This window comes from Streptomyces hyderabadensis, assembly GCF_020404845.1.
Taxonomy (GTDB): domain Bacteria; phylum Actinomycetota; class Actinomycetes; order Streptomycetales; family Streptomycetaceae; genus Streptomyces; species Streptomyces hyderabadensis.
This window is the reverse complement of record NZ_JAIOJZ010000032.1, coordinates 1-17,897: the sequence shown is the minus strand read 5'-3', so window position 1 is coordinate 17,897 and position 17,897 is coordinate 1. Positions and strand designations below refer to the sequence as shown.

General features: G+C 73.2%; 16 protein-coding genes. 11 read left to right on the top strand and 5 right to left on the bottom strand.

From position 1 onward, the window contains the following. Positions 1-49 precede the first annotated feature (49 nt). From K7854_RS23500 to K7854_RS23490, 3 genes are all read left to right on the top strand, one after another. Positions 50-1,003, top strand: a complete 954-nt coding sequence (locus K7854_RS23500; RefSeq protein ID WP_226028537.1) for an ROK family protein — start codon at positions 50-52, stop codon at positions 1,001-1,003. 88 nt (positions 1,004-1,091) lie between these two features. Further along, on the top strand, positions 1,092-1,286 hold the full coding sequence (locus K7854_RS23495) for a hypothetical protein (RefSeq protein ID WP_226028536.1): 195 nt from the start codon (positions 1,092-1,094) through the stop codon (positions 1,284-1,286). A gap of 166 nt (positions 1,287-1,452) precedes the next feature. Next, on the top strand, positions 1,453-2,496 hold the full coding sequence (locus K7854_RS23490) for an NUDIX hydrolase (protein WP_226028535.1): 1,044 nt from the start codon (positions 1,453-1,455) through the stop codon (positions 2,494-2,496). Positions 2,497-2,727: 231 nt separating this feature from the next. Here the strand turns inward: K7854_RS23490 and K7854_RS23485 are convergent, their stop codons facing one another. Continuing rightward, on the bottom strand, positions 2,728-4,083 hold the full coding sequence (locus tag K7854_RS23485; RefSeq protein ID WP_226028534.1) for a dipeptidase: 1,356 nt from the start codon (positions 4,081-4,083) through the stop codon (positions 2,728-2,730). 144 nt (positions 4,084-4,227) lie between these two features. Between K7854_RS23485 and K7854_RS23480 the strand changes: the two genes are divergently transcribed. Further along, positions 4,228-5,532 (top strand): geranylgeranyl reductase family protein, encoded by a 1,305-nt coding sequence (locus K7854_RS23480; protein WP_226028533.1) that lies wholly within the window; start codon positions 4,228-4,230, stop codon positions 5,530-5,532. An 18-nt stretch (positions 5,533-5,550) separates the two neighbouring features. Here the strand turns inward: K7854_RS23480 and K7854_RS23475 are convergent, their stop codons facing one another. After that, positions 5,551-6,006, bottom strand: a complete 456-nt coding sequence (locus K7854_RS23475) for a nitroreductase family deazaflavin-dependent oxidoreductase (RefSeq protein WP_226028532.1) — start codon at positions 6,004-6,006, stop codon at positions 5,551-5,553. A 206-nt stretch (positions 6,007-6,212) separates the two neighbouring features. Between K7854_RS23475 and K7854_RS23470 the strand changes: the two genes are divergently transcribed. The 3 genes from K7854_RS23470 (at position 6,213) to K7854_RS23460 (ending at position 8,990) form a co-directional block, all read left to right on the top strand. Further along, a complete protein-coding gene (locus tag K7854_RS23470) occupies positions 6,213-6,941 on the top strand; it encodes a TetR/AcrR family transcriptional regulator (RefSeq protein WP_226028531.1) in 729 nt (242 codons plus the stop codon). Between the two features lie 139 nt (positions 6,942-7,080). Further along, positions 7,081-8,328, top strand: a complete 1,248-nt coding sequence (locus K7854_RS23465; protein ID WP_226028530.1) for a sensor histidine kinase — start codon at positions 7,081-7,083, stop codon at positions 8,326-8,328. Next, complete coding sequence (locus tag K7854_RS23460) at positions 8,325-8,990, top strand: response regulator transcription factor (protein ID WP_226028529.1); 666 nt, start codon at positions 8,325-8,327, stop codon at positions 8,988-8,990. The genes K7854_RS23465 and K7854_RS23460 overlap by 4 nt, the downstream gene beginning before the upstream one ends. Positions 8,991-9,045: 55 nt before the next feature. Here K7854_RS23460 and K7854_RS23455 read toward each other — a convergent pair whose 3' ends face one another. From K7854_RS23455 to K7854_RS23445, 3 genes are all read right to left on the bottom strand, one after another. Beyond that, positions 9,046-9,786 (bottom strand): maleylpyruvate isomerase family mycothiol-dependent enzyme, encoded by a 741-nt coding sequence (locus K7854_RS23455; protein WP_226028528.1) that lies wholly within the window; start codon positions 9,784-9,786, stop codon positions 9,046-9,048. 75 nt (positions 9,787-9,861) lie between these two features. Then, positions 9,862-11,034: an MFS transporter gene (locus K7854_RS23450; RefSeq protein ID WP_226028527.1), complete on the bottom strand. Its 1,173-nt coding sequence runs from the start codon at positions 11,032-11,034 to the stop codon at positions 9,862-9,864. Positions 11,035-11,154: 120 nt separating this feature from the next. Next, positions 11,155-12,177 carry a LacI family DNA-binding transcriptional regulator gene (locus tag K7854_RS23445; RefSeq protein ID WP_226028526.1) on the bottom strand — a complete coding sequence of 341 codons (1,023 nt, stop codon included), beginning with the start codon at positions 12,175-12,177 and terminating at the stop codon, positions 11,155-11,157. A gap of 294 nt (positions 12,178-12,471) precedes the next feature. On the opposite strand from K7854_RS23445, the gene K7854_RS23440 reads away from it, so the two are divergent. The 4 genes from K7854_RS23440 to K7854_RS23425 all read left to right on the top strand — a co-directional run. Beyond that, on the top strand, positions 12,472-13,833 hold the full coding sequence (locus tag K7854_RS23440) for an ABC transporter substrate-binding protein (protein WP_226028525.1): 1,362 nt from the start codon (positions 12,472-12,474) through the stop codon (positions 13,831-13,833). Continuing rightward, positions 13,830-14,765, top strand: a complete 936-nt coding sequence (locus tag K7854_RS23435; protein WP_226028524.1) for a carbohydrate ABC transporter permease — start codon at positions 13,830-13,832, stop codon at positions 14,763-14,765. The genes K7854_RS23440 and K7854_RS23435 overlap by 4 nt, the downstream gene beginning before the upstream one ends. 2 nt (positions 14,766-14,767) lie before the next feature. Continuing rightward, positions 14,768-15,661 (top strand): carbohydrate ABC transporter permease, encoded by an 894-nt coding sequence (locus K7854_RS23430; protein ID WP_226028523.1) that lies wholly within the window; start codon positions 14,768-14,770, stop codon positions 15,659-15,661. Between the two features lie 112 nt (positions 15,662-15,773). Continuing rightward, a partial coding sequence (locus K7854_RS23425; protein WP_226028522.1) for a glycoside hydrolase family 2 protein occupies positions 15,774-17,897 on the top strand: 2,124 nt, incomplete at its 3' end.

Here is a 17,897-nt window from a genome sequence, read left to right as displayed (position 1 = left end):
GTGTTGTACGGCTTTTTCGCTTTCGGTCCGACGGGGAGATCCGACTCTGATGCACACCGACCTCGTGGCAGCGCTGGACATCGGCGGCACCAAGATCGCCGGCGCACTGGTGGACGGCCACGGCCGCATCCAGGCGCGCGCACAGCGTGCGACACCCGCCCGGGAGGACGGTGACACCGTGATGGAGGCCGTCGAGGCCGTGCTCGCGGAACTGACCGCGTCGCCCCTGTGGGGTCGGGCCACGGCCGTCGGCATCGGCAGCGCGGGCCCGGTGGACGCCTCGGCCGGCACCGTCAGCCCGGTGAACGTGCCCGGCTGGCGCGACTACCCGCTGGTCCGGCGGGTCCGGGCCGCCTCCGGCGGGCTGCCGGTGGAGCTGATCGGGGACGGGGTGGCCATCACGGCGGCCGAACACTGGCAGGGCGCCGCCCGGGGCCACGACAACGCGCTGTGCATGGTGGTCTCGACCGGCGTCGGCGGCGGCCTGGTGCTCGGCGGCCGGCTGCACCCCGGGCCGACCGGCAACGCCGGCCACATCGGCCACATCAGCGTCGACCTGGACGGCGACCCCTGCCCGTGCGGCGCGCGCGGCTGCGTGGAGCGCATCGCGAGCGGCCCCAACATCGCCCGGCGCGCCCTGGACGCCGGCTGGCGGCCCGGCCCGGACGGCGACACCTCCGCCGCCGCGGTCGCCGCCGCCGCCCGCCTCGGCGACCCCGTCGCCGTCGCCTCCTTCGAACGGGCCGCCCAGGCGCTGGCCGCCGGCATCGCCGCCACCGCGACCCTCGTCGAGATCGACATCGCCGTGGTCGGCGGGGGAGTGGGCAAGGCGGGGGACGTCCTCTTCGCTCCCCTCCGCAAGGCCCTCACCGACTACGCGACGCTGTCCTTCGTCCAGCGCCTCGCGGTCGTGCCGGCCCAGATGGGGACGGACGCCGGGCTGGTCGGCGCGGCCGCGGCGGCGCTCTCGCGGACCCCGGCCCAGCCGCCCGCGCACGTCTGAGCCCCGGAGAGCCGTTCCGGCGCGGCGTCCGCGGAGGCTTCCCCGGGGCAGACCGTGACCCCGGCGCGGCTGCGTAGTTGAACGGGGCATGAAGAAGCGCAGCATGCTCGCCCTCGCGTCCCTCGCCACCGGCTTCGTGGTCGCGGCCGTCAGCCCGTCCCACGCCGCCCCCGCCGACCTCCCGCTCGGCCTCGGGGTGGACGACACCGTCAGTACCCTGCAGGACACCGTCGCCACCGAGAGCCTGACCCTCGACGACGACGCCCTGGGACAGCCGGGCTGACACCCTCCGGCCGGGCCGGTGCGCCCGGTGGGCACCGTGCGGCGCCACACCCCCCGAGGGGCGTGGCGCCGCTGTCATATGCCCGTTTTCCCGCCCCCAACTGGGCTGGTTTCCGTGGCAGGGTGAAGCGGGCAAGCCACAGGGGGCCAACAGAAGAGGGGGACCTGTGACCGTCGTCTGGATCAACGGCGCGTTCGGTGCGGGGAAGACCACTACCGCACGGGAACTGATCGAACTGATCCCGAACAGCACGCTCTTCGACCCCGAGGTCATCGGCGGGGCGCTCGCGCACCTGCTGCCGCCCAAACGCCTGGCCGAGGTGGGCGACTTCCAGGACCTGCCGATCTGGCGCCGACTGGTGATCGACACGGCGGCCGCGCTCCTCGCCGACCTCGGCGGGACGCTCGTGGTCCCGGCGACCCTGCTGCGCCAGGAGTACCGGGACGAGATCTTCGGCGGTCTCGCCGCCCGTCGGATCGAGGTCCGGCACGTCCTGCTGGCCCCGGCCGAAACGATCCTGCGGGAGCGAATAGCGAGCCGTGGGACTCCGCAGGACCTGCCCGACGGCGAGATGCGGGTCCGGCAGTGGTCCTACGACCACATCGAGCCCTACCGCGCCGCCCTCGCCTCCTGGCTCACCGCCGACGCCCATCCCGTCGACACCGGCGCGCTGACCCCGTACGAGGCCGCGGTCCGGGTCGCCGAGGCCGTCGGCACGGGCGCCGTGCCCGCCTGCGAGATCGTGCAGACACCGGAACCCACCGGTGAGACCGTCGCCGCCGGCGTCCTGCTCTTCGACGAACGGGACCGGATCCTGCTCGTCGACCCCACCTACAAGCCCGGCTGGGAGTTCCCCGGCGGCGTCGTCGAACCCGGTGAGGCACCGGCCCGCGCCGGCATGCGCGAGGTCACCGAGGAGACCGGGCTCAGCCTCGACGACGTGCCGGCCCTGCTGGTCGTCGACTGGGAACCGCCGGCGCCCCCTGCCCGCGGCGGTCTGCGGCTGCTGTTCGACGGCGGCCGGCTCGGCTCCGCGGACGCCGACCGGGTCCTGCTGCCCGGCGCCGAACTGCGCGCCTGGTGCTTCGCCACCGAGGACGAGGCCGCCGCCCTGCTGCCCCCGGTCCGCTACCAGCGGCTGCGCTGGGCGCTGCGGGCCCGGGAGCGCGGCGCCGCCCACTACCTGGAGGCCGGCACGCCGGTCGGCTGACGCGGGCCCGCCGCCCCGTGGATCCGCGCCGAAGCACGCGGTGCATCCCCGGTCCGCGCGGTCATCCCAAGCCCGGGACCGGAACGGGCCACCTCCGCGTCGAGGGCCGTCGGCCGCCCGTACGACGACCTCCCCGCGACGACCGCGGGCGGGGCCCCGCCGACCTGGCGAGGCACCCGCGCCGACGGCGGAACGCGGGACGGGCCCGGGAGCAGCGCGACGGGACCGGGCTCAGCTCGCCGCGTAGTTGCGCAGGAAGTGGGCCTCCGCCACCGACAGCCGCTCCAGTTCCTCGGGGGACACGCTCTCGTTCACGGCGTGGATCTGGGCCTCCGGCTCACTCAGGCCGATCAGCAGGATCTCCGCCTCCGGGTAGAGGGAGGCCAGGGTGTTGCACAGCGGGATGGAGCCGCCCTGACCGGCGTACTGCATCTCCTCGCCCGGGTACGCCACCGCCATCGCGTCCGCCATGGCCTGGTACGCGGGGCTCGTGGTGTCGGCGCGGAACGGCTGGCCCTGGCCGATCTGCTCGACGGCGACCCGCGCGCCCCACGGCGTCCGCGACTCCAGGTGGGCCCGGAGCAGCTTGGTGGCCTCGGCGGCGTCCACGCCCGGCGGCACCCGCAGGCTCACCAGCGCCCGCGCGCTCGCCTGCACCGACGGGGTGGCGCCGACGACCGGCGGGCAGTCGATGCCGAGCACGGTGACGGCGGGCCGCGCCCAGATCCGGTCGGCGACCGAGCCGGAACCGATCAGCTGCACGCCGTCCAGCACCCGCGCGTCCCGCCGGAACTGCTCCTCGTCGTAGGCCAGGCCCTCCCACGCGCTGTCCGCCGCGAGCCCGTCGACGGTCGTCGAGCCGTCCTCGGCCCGCAGCGAGTCCAGTACACGGATCAGGGCGCCCAGCGCGTCCGGCGCCGCACCGCCGAACTGGCCGGAGTGCAGGTTGCCTTCGAGCGTGTCGACCTGCACGCGCAGCATCGTCATGCCGCGCAGCGTGGAGGTGACCGTCGGCAGGCCGACGCGGAAGTTGCCCGCGTCGCCGATGACGATGGTGTCGGCGGCCAGCAGCTCGGGGTGCGCCTCGGCGTACCGCTCCAGGCCGCCCGTGCCCTGCTCCTCGGAACCCTCGGCGATGACCTTGACGTGCACCGGCACGCCCCCGTTCGCCTTGAGCGCGCGCAGGGCCAGCAGGTGCATCAGCACGCCGCCCTTGCAGTCCGCGGCGCCCCGCCCGTACCAGCGGCCGCCGCGCTCGGTCAGCTCGAAGGGCGGGGTGGCCCAGCCGGCCTCGTCCAGCGGGGGCTGCACGTCGTAGTGGGCGTAGAGCAGCACCGTCTTCGCGCCCTCGGGGCCGGGCAGGTACCCGTACACCGACTGGGTGCCGTCCGGCGTGTCCAGCAGCTCCACGTCCTGGAAACCCTCGGCGCGCAGGGCCGCCGCTATCCAGTTGGCGGCGCCCACGCTCTCGCTGCGCGGGAACTGCTCGAAGTCGGCCACCGACTTGAAGGCCACCAGCGCGGCCAGTTCCTCCTTCGCGCGGGGCATCAGCGAAGCGACGGTCTCGGCGACCGGATTCGACGACATGGGCACGCTCCTTGTGGGTGCGACGTTGTACCAAGGAGTACTTGGAATGACGGGCCGATCCTCCCACAGTGGCCTGCGGCGATGCCCGCCGTAGGATGCGGGGGTCAGGTGCGGCAGGCGGTTTGATCGGAGCAGTAGACCATCGTGAGCAGCGAGAACTCTTCGGCGGACGACGCGCGTCAGGTCTGGGACGTGGTCGTGGTGGGCGCGGGACCGGCGGGGGCCTCGGCCGCCTACGCGGCGGCGGTCGCGGGGCGGCGCGTCCTGTTGCTGGAGAAGGCCGAACTGCCCCGCTACAAAACGTGCGGCGGCGGCATCATCGGCCCCTCGCGCGACACCCTCCCGCCCGGCTTCGAGCTGCCCCTCCAGGACCGCGTGCACGCGGTGACCTTCTCGAACAACGGGCGCTTCACCCGGACCAGGCGCTCCCGGCAGATGCTGTTCGGGCTGATCAACCGGCCCGAGTTCGACCTGCAGCTGGTCGAGCACGCCCAGAAGGCGGGCGCCGAGCTGCGCACCGGGGCCACGGTGACCCGGGTGGAGCAGCACGGGTCGGCGGTCCCGGACCGGCGCACGGTGGCCGTCGTCCTCCAGGGCGGCGAGACGGTGCTGGCCCGGGCCGTCGTCGGCGCGGACGGCAGCGCCAGCCGGATAGGCGCCCACGTCGGGGTGAAGCTGGACCAGGTCGACCTCGGTCTGGAGGCGGAGATCCCGGTGCCGGAGACGGTCGCCGAGGACTGGAAGGGCCGGGTGCTCATCGACTGGGGCCCGATCCCCGGCAGTTACGGCTGGGTCTTCCCCAAGGGCGACACGCTGACGGTCGGGGTGATCTCGGCGCGCGGCGAGGGCGCGGCGACCAAGCGGTACCTGGAGGACTTCGTCGCCCGGCTCGGGCTGTCCGGGTTCGAACCCAGCGTCTCCTCCGGCCATCTGACGCGCTGCCGCGCCGACGACTCGCCGCTCTCGCGCGGCCGGGTCCTGGTGTGCGGGGACGCGGCCGGGCTCCTGGAGCCGTGGACCCGCGAGGGCATCTCCTTCGCGCTGCGCTCGGGACGGCTCGCGGGGGAGTGGGCGGTGCGCATCTCCGAGGCGCACGACGCCGTGGACGCGCGCAGGCAGGCCCTGAACTACGCGTTCGCGATCAAGGCCGGTCTGGGCGTGGAGATGAGCGTTGGCAAGCGGATGCTGGCGGTGTTCGAGCGCCGTCCGGGCCTCTTCCACGCGGCCCTGACCGGCTTCCGCCCGGCGTGGAAGGCGTTCAAGGACATCACGCAGGGATCGACCTCGCTGGGTGAGCTGGTCCGCAGCCATCCGCTGGCGCAGCGGGCGCTGGGGGCGATGGACCGGCGGCCCGCGCCGTCCGAGACGTCCGCGTCCTCCGAGACGTCCGCGCCGTCCGCATCCTCCGAGTCGTCCGAGTCGTCCGCGGGGGAGCAGAGCGGCGCCTGACGCCGGCGTGCCGTCCGGTCAGTTGCCGATCTCGATCCGGAAGACCGGGTGGTCGCAGGCGGCCGCGGCCAGCTCCTCGTCGGAGGACTTCACGGTCACCCCGTTGAAGTACTGGTTGACCTCCCAGCCCCACTTCGCCAGGTAGGTCCGCAGGATCGGGAGCTTCTCCTCGTCGGGAAGCTCCACCGCGGTGAACACCCGCACCTTGCGCCCCACCCGCAGCTCACCGCCGCCGGCGGCACGCATGTTGCGCACCCACTGCGAGTGGCCGCGCGCCGAGACCAGGTACTGCGCGCCCTCGTAGGTGTGCGGGTTGACCGGGATGCGCTGCATCCGCCCGCTCTTGCGGCCGCGCACGGACATCTCCGCGGTGCCCGCGATGCTGATGCCGAGGCGCGCCAGCCGGCCGATGACGCTGTTCAGACGGACGTTCAGCGGGCTGCCCTTGCGGTAGTACGGCGCGGTCGTCGACATGGTGGCCTCCAGTAGGCGTGGCGTGGGCGCGTGGGCATGACGGGGGTGGGGCAGGTGGCGCGGCCGGAGTCCGAGAGAGAGCGCTGTTCTCTTTTGTGAGCACTGCTCTCGCTCCGTGGTCTCAGTGTGCACCGCCGTGCCGCGCAAAGGCAAGAGCAGTGCTCTCGTTTGTGTGCACTGCTCCAAAACCGTGGAAGACTGGCCCCATGAGCACCGCAGACGGAGTCCGGGGAGACCGGACAGCCCGGGGAACCCGGGGAGCCCGCGCCCGGGCCAGGATCGAGGTCACCGCCACCATCAAGGCCGAGGCGCGCGCACAGCTCGCCGTGGAGGGCGCGGCCAAGCTGTCCCTGCGGGCCGTGGCCCGCGAGCTGGGCATGGCCTCCTCCGCCCTCTACCGCTACTTCCCCAGCCGGGACGACCTCCTGACCGCCCTGATCATCGACGCCTACGACTCGCTCGGCGGCGCGGCCGAGGCGGCGCACGACTCCGCGGCCGGCCTCGGACCCGCACGCCGCTGGACCGTGGTGTGCGAGGCGGTGCGCGTCTGGGCGCTGGCCCACCCCCACGAGTACGCGCTGATCTACGGGTCGCCCGTGCCCGGCTACACCGCGCCCCAGGACACCGTCCCCGCCGCCGCCCGGGTGGCCGAGGTGCTCATCGGTATCCTGCGCGAGGCGCACCGGGGCACGGGGCTCGCCAAGCCGGTGATCCCCGCCGAACTGCGCCCCGAGGCCCGCCGGATGGCCGCCGACATCGCCCCCGACCTGCCGCCCGAGACCGTGACGGCGATGGTGGCGTGCTGGGCCGAGCTGTTCGGGCTGGTCGGGTTCGAGGTGTTCGGGCAGTTCCACCGGGTCGTGGAGGACCGGCCGACGTTCTTCCGCCACGCGGCGGACCGGCTCGCCCACTCGGTCGGCCTGGTCTTCCCCTGACGTCCCGGGGCACGTCTGGCTTCCCCTGACGTTCCCGGGGCGGGCCGCGGCCGTGCGCGGGTGTACTTCGCCGGGAGTACGTGTGATCACCACGCGCGGGTGACGCCGCCCGCGGGGCCCGGCGTCTAGCGTGGCGGACATGGACGGACAGCGCGAGCACGAGGGCCGGGCGCCGCGGTGGTGGCGGCACGGGCCCTCGTGGGGCATCCCGCGGGGCGACGAGGAACGGCGTCCGCGTTGGCCCTGGCCGTCCACCGTGCTCATCACGGCGTTCGTGCTGTTCGGCTCGAACTTCGCCGCTCACGCCCAGGCGGGTGAGCGGGCCGCCCTGGACCCCTTCGCCCGCACGCTGCTGTTCGTGACCGGGGCCGCGCTGCTGTGGCGGCAGCGGTACCCGGTGCCGGTCGTGTTCGGCACGGCGGTCACCACCCTGGTCTACCTGGGCGCCGGATACCCGTACGGCCCGGTGTTCGTGGCGGTCGCCGTGGCCTGCTTCAGCGCCGTCGTCGCCGGGCACCGCAGGGCCGCGTGGGCGGCGATGGGGACGCTGTGGGCCGGGCACGCCCTCGTGGCGCACTGGCTCTACCGGTGGCTGCCGCCGTCCGGGGACTCGGCCGCGCCCTGGGGACAGGAACTCGTGATCGCCGCCTGGGTCGTGGCCATCGCCGCCCTGTCGGAGCTGGCCCGGGCCCGCCGTGAGCAGTGGGCGCGGGAGCGGGCCGAGCGGGCCCAGGCGGCGCGGCGGCGGGCGGACGAGGAGCGGCTGCGGATCGCCCGCGAGCTGCACGACGTACTCGCGCACAGCATCTCCGTCATCAACGTGCAGGCCGGCGTCGGACTGGCGCTCCTGGACACCGACCCGGAACAGGCCCGCACCGCGCTGAGCACCATCAAGGACCAGAGCAAGGAGGCGCTCGGCGAGGTGCGGCAGGTGCTCGACACCCTGCGCACGCCCGGGGACGCGCCGCGCGCCCCGGCCCCCGGCCTCGACCGGCTCCCCGAACTGGTCGAGCAGGCGGCGGGCGCGGGTCTCACCGTCGAGGTGGTGGGAAAGCCGCCGCGGCTGTCGCCGGGTACCGACCTGGCCGCCTTCCGCATCGTGCAGGAGGCGCTCACCAACGTCGTGCGGCACTCCGGTTCGCGGCACGCGCGCGTCCGCCTCGACCGGGACGGGGGCACCCTGCTGCTGCGCGTCGACGACGACGGTCCCGCGACCGGCGCCGAGGCGGGCGGCAGCGGCAACGGGCTGGCCGGGATGCGGGAGCGCGCGGCGGCGCTGGGTGGCACCATCGAGGCGGGCCCGCGGCCCGACGGCGGCTTCCGGGTGCTGGCCGCCCTGCCGATCGACGTGAAGCGCACGACCCACGCGAAGGAGGACGACCGGTGATCCGCGTACTGCTCGCCGACGACCAGTCACTGGTCCGGGCCGGGTTCCGGGCGTTGCTGGACGCGCAGCCGGACATCGAGGTGGTCGCCGAGGCCGCGGACGGCGAGGAGGCGGTCCGCTCGATCCGCGAACTGCGCCCCGACGTCGTCCTCATGGACATCCGCATGCCCCTGCTCGACGGCCTCGCCGCGACCCGGCGGATCACCGGCGACCCGGGGCTGCGCGACGTGAAGGTGGTCATGCTCACCACCTTCGAACTCGACGAGTACGTCTTCGAGGCGATCCGTTCCGGCGCCTCCGGCTTCCTGGTCAAGGACACCGAGCCCGCGGAACTGCTGCGCGCCGTGCGGGCGGTGGTGGACGGTGACGCCCTGCTGTCGCCGGGGGTGACGCGCCGGCTGATCGCCGAGTTCGCGGCGCGTTCCAAAGAGCCCGCGGCGGCCGGCGAGATGGCCCGGCTGACCGAGCGGGAGCGCGAGGTGATGGCCCTGGTCGGCATCGGACTGTCCAACGAGGAGATCGCCCGCCGGCTGGTCGTCAGCCCGCTGACCGCCAAGACCCACGTCAGCCGCACCATGGTGAAGCTGGGCGCCCGCGACCGGGCACAACTGGTCGTCCTGGCCTACGAGTCGGGACTGGTGCGGCCGGGCTGGCTCGGCTGACCCCCGCGCGCACCGGCCGGGCAACCCGGACCGGCCGACCCGCCGCCCCGCTCACCTACCTCCAGGTGATGCCCGACCGCTCGCGCCACAGGGCGGCCAGCGAGCCGTCGCCGGTCACCTCCGGGACGGGCCGGCGGTTCCACAGCGCCGGGTAGAGGAGCGCGGCGGGCCCGGACAGCTCGCAGTCGGCGTCCCCGCCGTCCTCCCGCACGGTCACCGGCGGCTGTGCGGACAGCCGTACCGTCCACACCGCGTCCGGCGCGTCCGTCGCCCGGACCCGCAGGGTGCGGGGCTGCTCGGTGCGCACGGCGCTCTTCGGACGGGCGTGGAAGGCGCACAGCAGCTCGTCGATGCCGTCCACCGCGAAGTCCGTGCCGACACCGGTGGGTTCACCGCCGCGGGCCGACTCGGCGTCGATCCGGTGCACGGTCGTCTCGTGCGCCTGGCGCCGGGCCCAGAAGGCCAGCGGTGACGGCGCGGGCAGGAAGTGCCAGCACCGCACGTCGGGCGCGGCGCCCGCGAGGGTGTCGACCAGCCGTGCGTGGCCGTCCCGGAACCAGCTCACGAGCGGGGCGCCGTCGAGGTCCGTCGGCGCATCGGCGGGCCGGGGACCGGTGTGCCCCTGGGCGACGAACTCCGTCGCCCAGCGGTGCACCGTCCCCGTGTGCCGCAGCAGGTCCCGCCCCCGCCAGCCGGGGCAGGTCGGTACCTCGGCGTCGCTGCCCGCCGCCTCGGCGGCCGCGGCCAGCAACGCACCTTCGCGGTCCAGGATCTCGACGTACGCGGCGGTCTTCATGGCAGGGAGTCTGCCGCATGGAGCGGGCTCGACGGCAGGCCCCACCGGTACTTTCCGGCAGGGCGGCGGCGCGGCTCAGCCGCCAGCCGCCGCGCGCCGCGTCGCGACCGCGACCAGCACCGCCACCGCCGCGAGCGCGGCCACGCTGGTGAGGGCGGCGGGCAGGGACAGCCAGTCGGCCATGAATCCGATGGCGGGCGGTCCGAGCAGCATGCCGCCGTAGCCCAGGGTGGACGCAGTCGCGACACCGCTCGGGCCGCCGAGCGCCCCGGCCCGCTCGATGGCGACCGGGAAGATGTTGGCGAGCCCCAGGCCGGTGATCGCGAAGCCGAACAGCGCCGCCCACACGGAGGGGGCGAGCGAGCCGAGCAGCATGCCGGCCACCGCGGTGGTGCCGCCCGCCACCACCGTGGCCGTCCGGCCCAGTCGTTCCAGCAGCGTGGTCCCGGTCAGCCGGCCGACGGTCATGGCGAGCGCGAAGCAGGAGTAGCCCGCCGCCGCCAGGCCCGGGGAGGCGTCGAGGTCCTGCTCCAGGTGCAGGGCGCCCCAGTCGGCCATCGCGCCCTCGCCGTAGGCGGTGCACAGGGCGATCAGGCCGAAGGTGACGACGAGGCGACGGGTACGGCGGTCCCGGGGGCGCGGGGCGCCGTCCTGCTCGGGGAGGCGGTCCGGCGGTGCGGCGGGTTCGCAGCGCAGCAGGGCCCGGCCCGCGAACAGGGTGACCAGCAGGCCGGTCACGGTGAGGGCGAGCAGGTGCCGCGTGGGCGACAGCGCCCCGGCGACCAGCCCGCCGAGCCCCGCGCCGACCATGCCGCCCAGGCTGAACGCGGCGTGGAAGCTGGGCATGATCGGGCGCCCCAGCACGGCCACCAGATCGACGGCTGCGCTGTTGAAGGCGACGTTGATCCCGCCGTACGCGCTGCCGAAGACCAGCAGGACGGCGCCGAGGGCGAGTGCGGAGTGGGTGAGCGGGGGCAGGGCGATGCTGAGGCAGAGCAGCACCGCGCAGGCGACGGTGACCGGGTGGCTGCCGTAGCGGCGGACGAGCCGTCCGGTGAGGGTCATGGTGACGACGGCGCCCGCGGAGACCCCGAGCAGGGCGAGTCCCAGGGCGCTGGCGGAGGCGCCGGTCTGCTCCTTGATGGCGGGGATCCGGACCACCCAGCCGGCGAAGACGAAGCCGTCGAGGGCGAAGAAGGCGGTCAGGGCGATGCGGAGACGGGTGAGATCGTCGCGAGTGCCCGGCACGGCGCTGTGCGATCGGGCTTTGTTTATTTGCGGCACAAAGTCAGGCTAGGTGCCGGGTGAGGGGCGCGGCAAGGGTGGCCGGGGACGGGCGGGCGCCGTGACGTGCGGGAGCCCGGCGGGTCAGGCGACCGGTGTCCCCGCCGTGCTCTGCCGCACCAGCAGCCGGTGCGGCGCCTTGGCCTCGGTCGGCGGGGGCGCCGAACCGTCGATCACGCCGAGCAGGGTGCTGACCGCCGTGCGCGCGATCGCGGCCTTGTCGGGTGCGACGGTGGTCAGTGACGGCGAGCTGTACCGGCCCTCCTGGATGCCGTCGACCCCGACGACGGCGATGTCGTCGGGCACCCGTACGCCGGCCCGGGCCAGGGTGTGCATGGCACCGATGGCCAGCAGGTCGTTGTAGCAGAAGACCGCGTCGGGCGGCTCGGGCCGGGCGAGCAGCCGCTCCATGGCCTCGGCGCCCAGGTGGCGGTGGAAGCGCGGGGTGGGGACGATCAGCTGCTCGTCGACGGTGAGCCCGGCCCGTTCCAGCGCCTGGCGGTAGCCCGTCGTACGCAACTGCGCGGTCTCGCCGGTGCTGTAGGGCTGGTCGCCGATGGCCGCGATGCGCCGACGGCCGAGCCCGATCAGGTGCTCCGTCGCGTCCCGGGCCGCGGCGACGTTGTCGATCGCCACGTGGTGGAAGCTGCCGTTGAAGATGTGCTCGCCGAGCAGCACGACGGGCACCCGGTTGGTGCGCCGGCGCAGCTCGTCCGCGGAGATGGACAGCGGGCTCAGCAGCAGGCCGTCGAACATCGTGGCGCGCGACTCGCGGCCCAGCAGCTCCCGCTCGCGCTCCCCGTCGCCGTCGGTCTGGTCGAGCATGACCACGTACCCGTGGGTGCGGGCGGCGGTGATCACCTCGCGGGCCAGCTCGGCGAAGTACGGCACGTCCAGCTCGGGGACGACCAGGGCGATCATGCCGCTGCGGCCCCGGCGGAGATTGCGGGCCACCAGGTTCGGCCGGTAGTCGAGTTCGTCGAGCGCGGCCTGCACCCGGACCCGCAACTCGTCGGAGACGGGCACCGAACCGTTGACCACGTTGGACACGGTGCGGATCGAGACTCCGGCGCGTCGGGCGACGTCACGGAGTGTGGAGCCGGCCATCCAGTTCCCCCTCACGGCCCTCGCGGGGCATCGGGTCGGCAGCATCTCGGGTCCGCGCCGGTGCGGACCAGCGCCGACGCAGGTTGATGTTACTCAGCTATTGCATCGTTGCAAAAGGCGCAGCATCATCTCTGCATCGTTGCAAAGCGTGGGCGGCGGTCCGTGCGTCGTGCGTACCGCCGCGCCGCCGACGACGCCTGCGCGCGTCCATGTCCACCCCCGCTCAGTCACTCCAGCCCCAGCCACCCCGTTTCGCGAACAGCAGCCCGCATTCCCGACCGAGGAGCCGTGCTCATGTCCAGATCATTCGTCCCGCGGCGCAGCGTTCTGCGCGGCGCGCTCGGCGTCGGCGCCCTCGCCGCGACCGCCGGCCCCCTCGCGGCCTGCGCACCCGGTTCCTCCGGGTCCGAGCCGCGCAAACTCACCGGGACGCCGAGTGCGTCGGCCAAGGGCGAGATCACCATCTGGAACCGCTCGGGCGACCTGTTCAAGGTCTTCGACGCGGCGATCGACGCCTTCCGCAAGGCCTATCCGGACATCAAGGTCAACCACCAGGCCGTCGACATCGACGCCAAGCTCGCCAACACCCTGATCAGCGGCACCGACCTGCCCGACGGCAGCTTCTGGGACGACGCCAAGATCGGCGGCCAGGCGGAGCACCTGTACGACCTGACGGACCTGATAGCGCCGTACCGCGACAAGACCTCGGCGTACAAGCTCTCGGTCAACACCGTCGACGGCCGGATCTACGGCGTGCCCTGGGACCTCGACCCCGGGCTGCTCTGGTACCGGGAGGACCTGCTGGAGGACGCCGGCGTCGACCCGGCCGGGCTGAAGACCTACGACGACCTGCTGGCGGCCGCCCGGTCGCTGCGGGAGAAGAACCCCAAGGCCCGCCCCCTGCACATGGAGAAGGACCCCTTCCTGGGCCAGCTCTGGCTGGAGATGCTGGCCGGCCAGCAGGGCACCAGCCTCGCCGACGCCGACGGGCAGGTGCGGCTGGACTCCAAGGAGTACCGCAACGTCCTCAACTGGATCCGGGACGCCGTCGACGACGATCTGGTCACCCACACGGAATACCTCAAGCAGGCCGACCTCGCCGCCCTGGAGAGCGGTCAGCAGGCCCTGGTCCCGTGGGCGGTGTGGTGGTCCTTCGCCCCGCAGCAGCTGCTGAAGAAGGGCAAGGGCAAGTGGCGGGCCGCACCCCTGCCGGCCTGGACCCCGGGCGGCGCGCGCAGCGGCGCGATGGGCGGCAGCAGCTTCATCATCCCGGCGAAGGCGAAGAACCCCGAACTCGCCTGGCTGCTGTACGAGTTCCTGTGCTTCAAGGAGCCCGGTTACAGCGCCGTGTACGGACCGAGCGAGGTCTACCCGGGCGGACTGACCACCTCCGTGCCGAGCTACGGACCCGCCCGCCGCCCCGACAAGCCGCTGTTCGAACCGGTGGCCGCGCTCGGCGGACAGGACCTGTGGAAGGTCGCCGTGGACGCCGCCGACACCATCCCGTCCGCCGCGCCGATCCCCGCCTGGTGGGCCAAGTCCGTCGACTACCTCGGCAACAACCTCCAGCGGCTCATCGAGGGCAAGATGGCCCCCGACGACGTCATCGACGACTCCACCAAGAAGATCCAGCGCAACCTGGTGGACCGCGCATGACCTCCGGCACCCTCACCCCGCCCCGCAAGGAAAGGACGGCCCCGGCCGCGCCGCGCCCCGGCCGCAGCTCCCGCCGGAGGCCCTTCCTCGCGCCGTACCTCTTCATCGCGCCGTTCTACGTCGTCTTCGCCGCCTTCGGCCTCTACCCCCTCGTTTTCGCGCTCCAATTGAGCTTCACCGACTGGAAGGGCGCGGGCGCGGCCAACTTCATCGGCCTGGAGAACTACACCTACCTGCTCACCAGCGAGGAGTTCTGGTCCTCACTGGGCAACAGCGCGGTGATGTGGCTGCTGATCGTGCCCGTCCAGATCGTCGGGGGCCTGGCCGCGGCGGTGCTGCTGGCCAACGCGCGGCTGCGGCTGCGCGGCATGTTCCGGGTCGCCTTCATCGCGCCGTTCGTCACCCCGCTGGTGGCCATGGCCCAGGTCTGGATCGTCGCCTTCGACACCGACTACGGGCTGGTCAACCACCTGTTCAACCTCGTCGGCCTGCCGGACGTCGACTGGCTCCAGTCCACCGCCTGGGCCAAACCGACGCTCGCGCTGCTGTTCCTGTGGAAGACCACCGGGTTCGCGATCATCATCCTGCTCGCCGGTCTCCAGGCCGTGCCCGCCGACGTGTACGAGGCCGCCGCCCTCGACGGCGCCTCCCGCAAACGGCAGTTCTGGTCGCTGACCCTGCCCCTGGTCCGGCGCAGCATCGCCTTCCTCGTCGTGGTGCAGACCCTGGCGGTGTTCCAGATGTTCGCCGAGCCGTTCGTCGTCACCCAGGGCGGCCCGTACGGCTCGACCTCCACCGGCGGGCTGTACCTCTACAACCACATCCTGGCGTCCGACCTCGGGACCGGCGCCGCGAACTCCTTCCTGCTCGTGCTGCTGGTGTTCGCCCTGTCCCTGCTGTCCGTGCGCCTGCTCCGCTCCCGAGACGAGTGACCATGACCAGCCTCATGACCAGCCGGACCAAGAAGCCGGGCAGGAGCCTGTCCCAGCCCCGGCCGGGGCCGCTCCAGTACCTGGTGCTCGGCCTCCTCGCCGTCGTCTTCGTCTACCCCATCTACTGGGCCGTCAGCTCCTCGCTGAAGCCGCCGGCCGACATCGTCCGCGACCCCCTGTCCTTCTCCCTCGGCTCGGCCACGCTCGACAACTACCGGGCGATGTTCGGCGACGTGCCGATCGGCACCGGCTTCGTCAACACCGTGCTCGTCGTGGCCGTCAAGGGCGCGATGACCATGTTCTTCTGCCCGCTGGCCGGCTACGCCTTCGCCAAGTACCGCTTCCCCGGCAAGAACCTGCTCTTCGGCGTGCTGATGCTCACGCTGATGCTGCCGACGCTCGTGCTGGTCATCCCGCTGCTGCTGGAGATGAGCCAACTGGGCTGGGTCAACACGTACCAGGCGCTGATCCTGCCCGGCAGCATCGACGCCTTCAGCATCTTCTGGATGCGGCAGACCATCGCGGCCGTGCCCGACGAACTGCTCGACGCCGGACGCGTGGACGGGGCGAGCGAGTTCGGCATCTTCGCCCGGATCGTGGTGCCGGTGATCCGGCCGGGCATCGCCGCGCTCGGCGTCCTGACCGCCATGAACATCTACAACGACTTCGTCTGGCCGGTCGTCGCCGTCAACGACGAGAGCCACCAGACGCTGCAAGTCGTGCTGTCCACCCTCGCGCAGAACGTCACCGGCAACCGCGTCGGCGCCGACTTCGCCACCGTCTGGGGCGAACTGCTGGCCGCCGGAAGCATCGCGATGCTGCCCGTGCTCGCCCTGTTCGTCCTGCTGCAACGTCACTTCATCAACGGGATCCTCGCGGGCAGCGTCAAGGGCTGACCCACCTGCCCCCCCTGCCCCCCTGCCTTCCCGTAACGACCGGCCGCCGGCCTGACCGCCCCGTACACCGCCGACCCTCCCACTGCCGCACCGAATCGGAGCACACACGCGCATGACCACCCCCCGTCCCGAATACCCCCGCCCGCACTTCGACCGCTCCCACTCCTGGCTCACGCTCAACGGCACCTGGGACTTCCGCGCCGACCCCGCCGAGCGGTACTCCGCCGACGCGTCCGACGGCTACGACCGAGCGATCACCGTGCCCTTCGCCTGGGAGACCCCGGCCTCGGGCATCGCCGAGCACTGGCTGCAGACCGCCTGGTACCGGCGCACGTTCACCGTTCCCGCCGAGTGGGCCGGACAGCGCGTCGTCCTGCACTTCGGCGCCGTGCACCACGCCGCCACGGTCTGGGTGAACGGCACCGAGGTCGCCCATCACGAGGGCGGCTACACCCCCTTCGCCGCCGACGTCACCGACGCGCTCGGCGACGGCGACCACCTGCTCACGGTGCGGGTGCACGCTCCCGCCGACAAGCTCGACATCGCCCACGGCAAGCAGCGCAGCATGCCCCGCGACGACTACGACGGCGTCTGCTTCACCCCGTCCTCCGGTATCTGGCAGAGCGTCTGGCTGGAGGCCCGCCCCGCCACCCACCTCGCCGCCCTGCGGCTGCGCCCGAACGACGACCTGACCGGCATCACGGTCGAAGCCGTCGTGCACGGCCCCGCCGCGGACCGCGCCGAACTCCGGCTGCGCGTACGCGACGAGGACACCGCCGTCACGGCGACCGTGGACCCCGACGGACGACTCCGTACCGAACTCCCGCTGTCCGCGCCCAGGCTGTGGTCGCCCGAGGACCCGCACCTCTACCACGTCGACGCCGAACTGACCTCCGCCGACGGCACCGACCGGGTCGCCGCGTACACCGGCCTGCGCACCATCACCGTCGACGGCGAATCGCTGTACCTCAACGGACGGCGGCTGTTCGTCCGCGGTGTGCTCGACCAGGGCTACTGGCCCACAACCGGCATCACCGCCCCCGACGACACCGCCCTGCGCCACGACCTCGAACTCGCCGCCGACGCCGGATACAACCTCGTACGCAAGCACCTCAAGCTGGAGGATCCCCGCTTCGTCCACCACGCCGACACCCTCGGCATGCTGCTGTGGGCCGAGCCCGCCTCGCCCGGCCGCTTCTCGCCCGCCGCCGTCACCGCCTTCGCCGAGCAGATCGAGCCGATGGTCGAACGCGACGGCAACAGCCCCGCCATCGTCATCTGGGGCCTGTACAACGAGGAATGGGGCCTGGACTGGGACATCCCCGGCGACCCGGCCAAGCAGCGCGCCGCCGCCGACGCCTACGACCGCCTCAAGGCCCTCGACGCCACCCGCCCGGTCGTCGAGAACTCCGGCTGGACCCACGTCAAGACCGACCTGCTGGACTGGCACTACTACGACGAGAGCGCCGCCTCCTGGGCCACCACCGTCGCCGACCTGCTCTCCGGCGAACGCGACGACTTCCCCGTCAAGCTCGGCCCCGACTTCGTCGTCCACAAGAAGCTCGCCGTCCCCGGCCAGCCGCTGCGCGGCCTGCCCAACCTCAACAGCGAGTACGGCGGCGGCTTCACCGGCCTGGACCGTGCCTGGCACCTGCGCTGGCAGACCCAGGAACTGCGCCGGCACGACCGGCTCGCCGGGTACGTGTACACGGAGCTGTACGACATCGAGCACGAGAGCGCCGGACTGCTGGACTTCGGGCGCGGCGCGAAGGACCTCGCGGGCGTCGACCCGGCCCACGCCAACGCGCCGACGACCCTCGTCCTGGACGTCACTCCGGTGGCGCCGGGCCGCGACCTGCTCACCGCCGAGCGCGACTTCACGGTCGACGTGCACGTCTCCCACCACGGCACCGACCCGGTCGCGGGCACGCTGCACACCGCCTGGACCCCGGTGTACGCCAGGACGCCTGACACACCCGGCGACGCCGTCCCCGGCTGCCGTGCGGAGGCCAAGCCGTACGTGCTGGGCGCCCCCGTCACCGTGCCCGCAACGCTGCCCGAGGGCTGGACCAGCGGCCGGCTGCACCTGGCGCTGGTGGTGGACGGCACCGTCGCCGCGCGGACCGCGCTGGACGTGGACACGCGGACCGATCCGTACATCGGCGACGACCCACAGGCCTGCGCCACCCCGGGGAGCCCCGCACCCCGTGGATCCTCGCCCTGTCCCTCGCGCTCG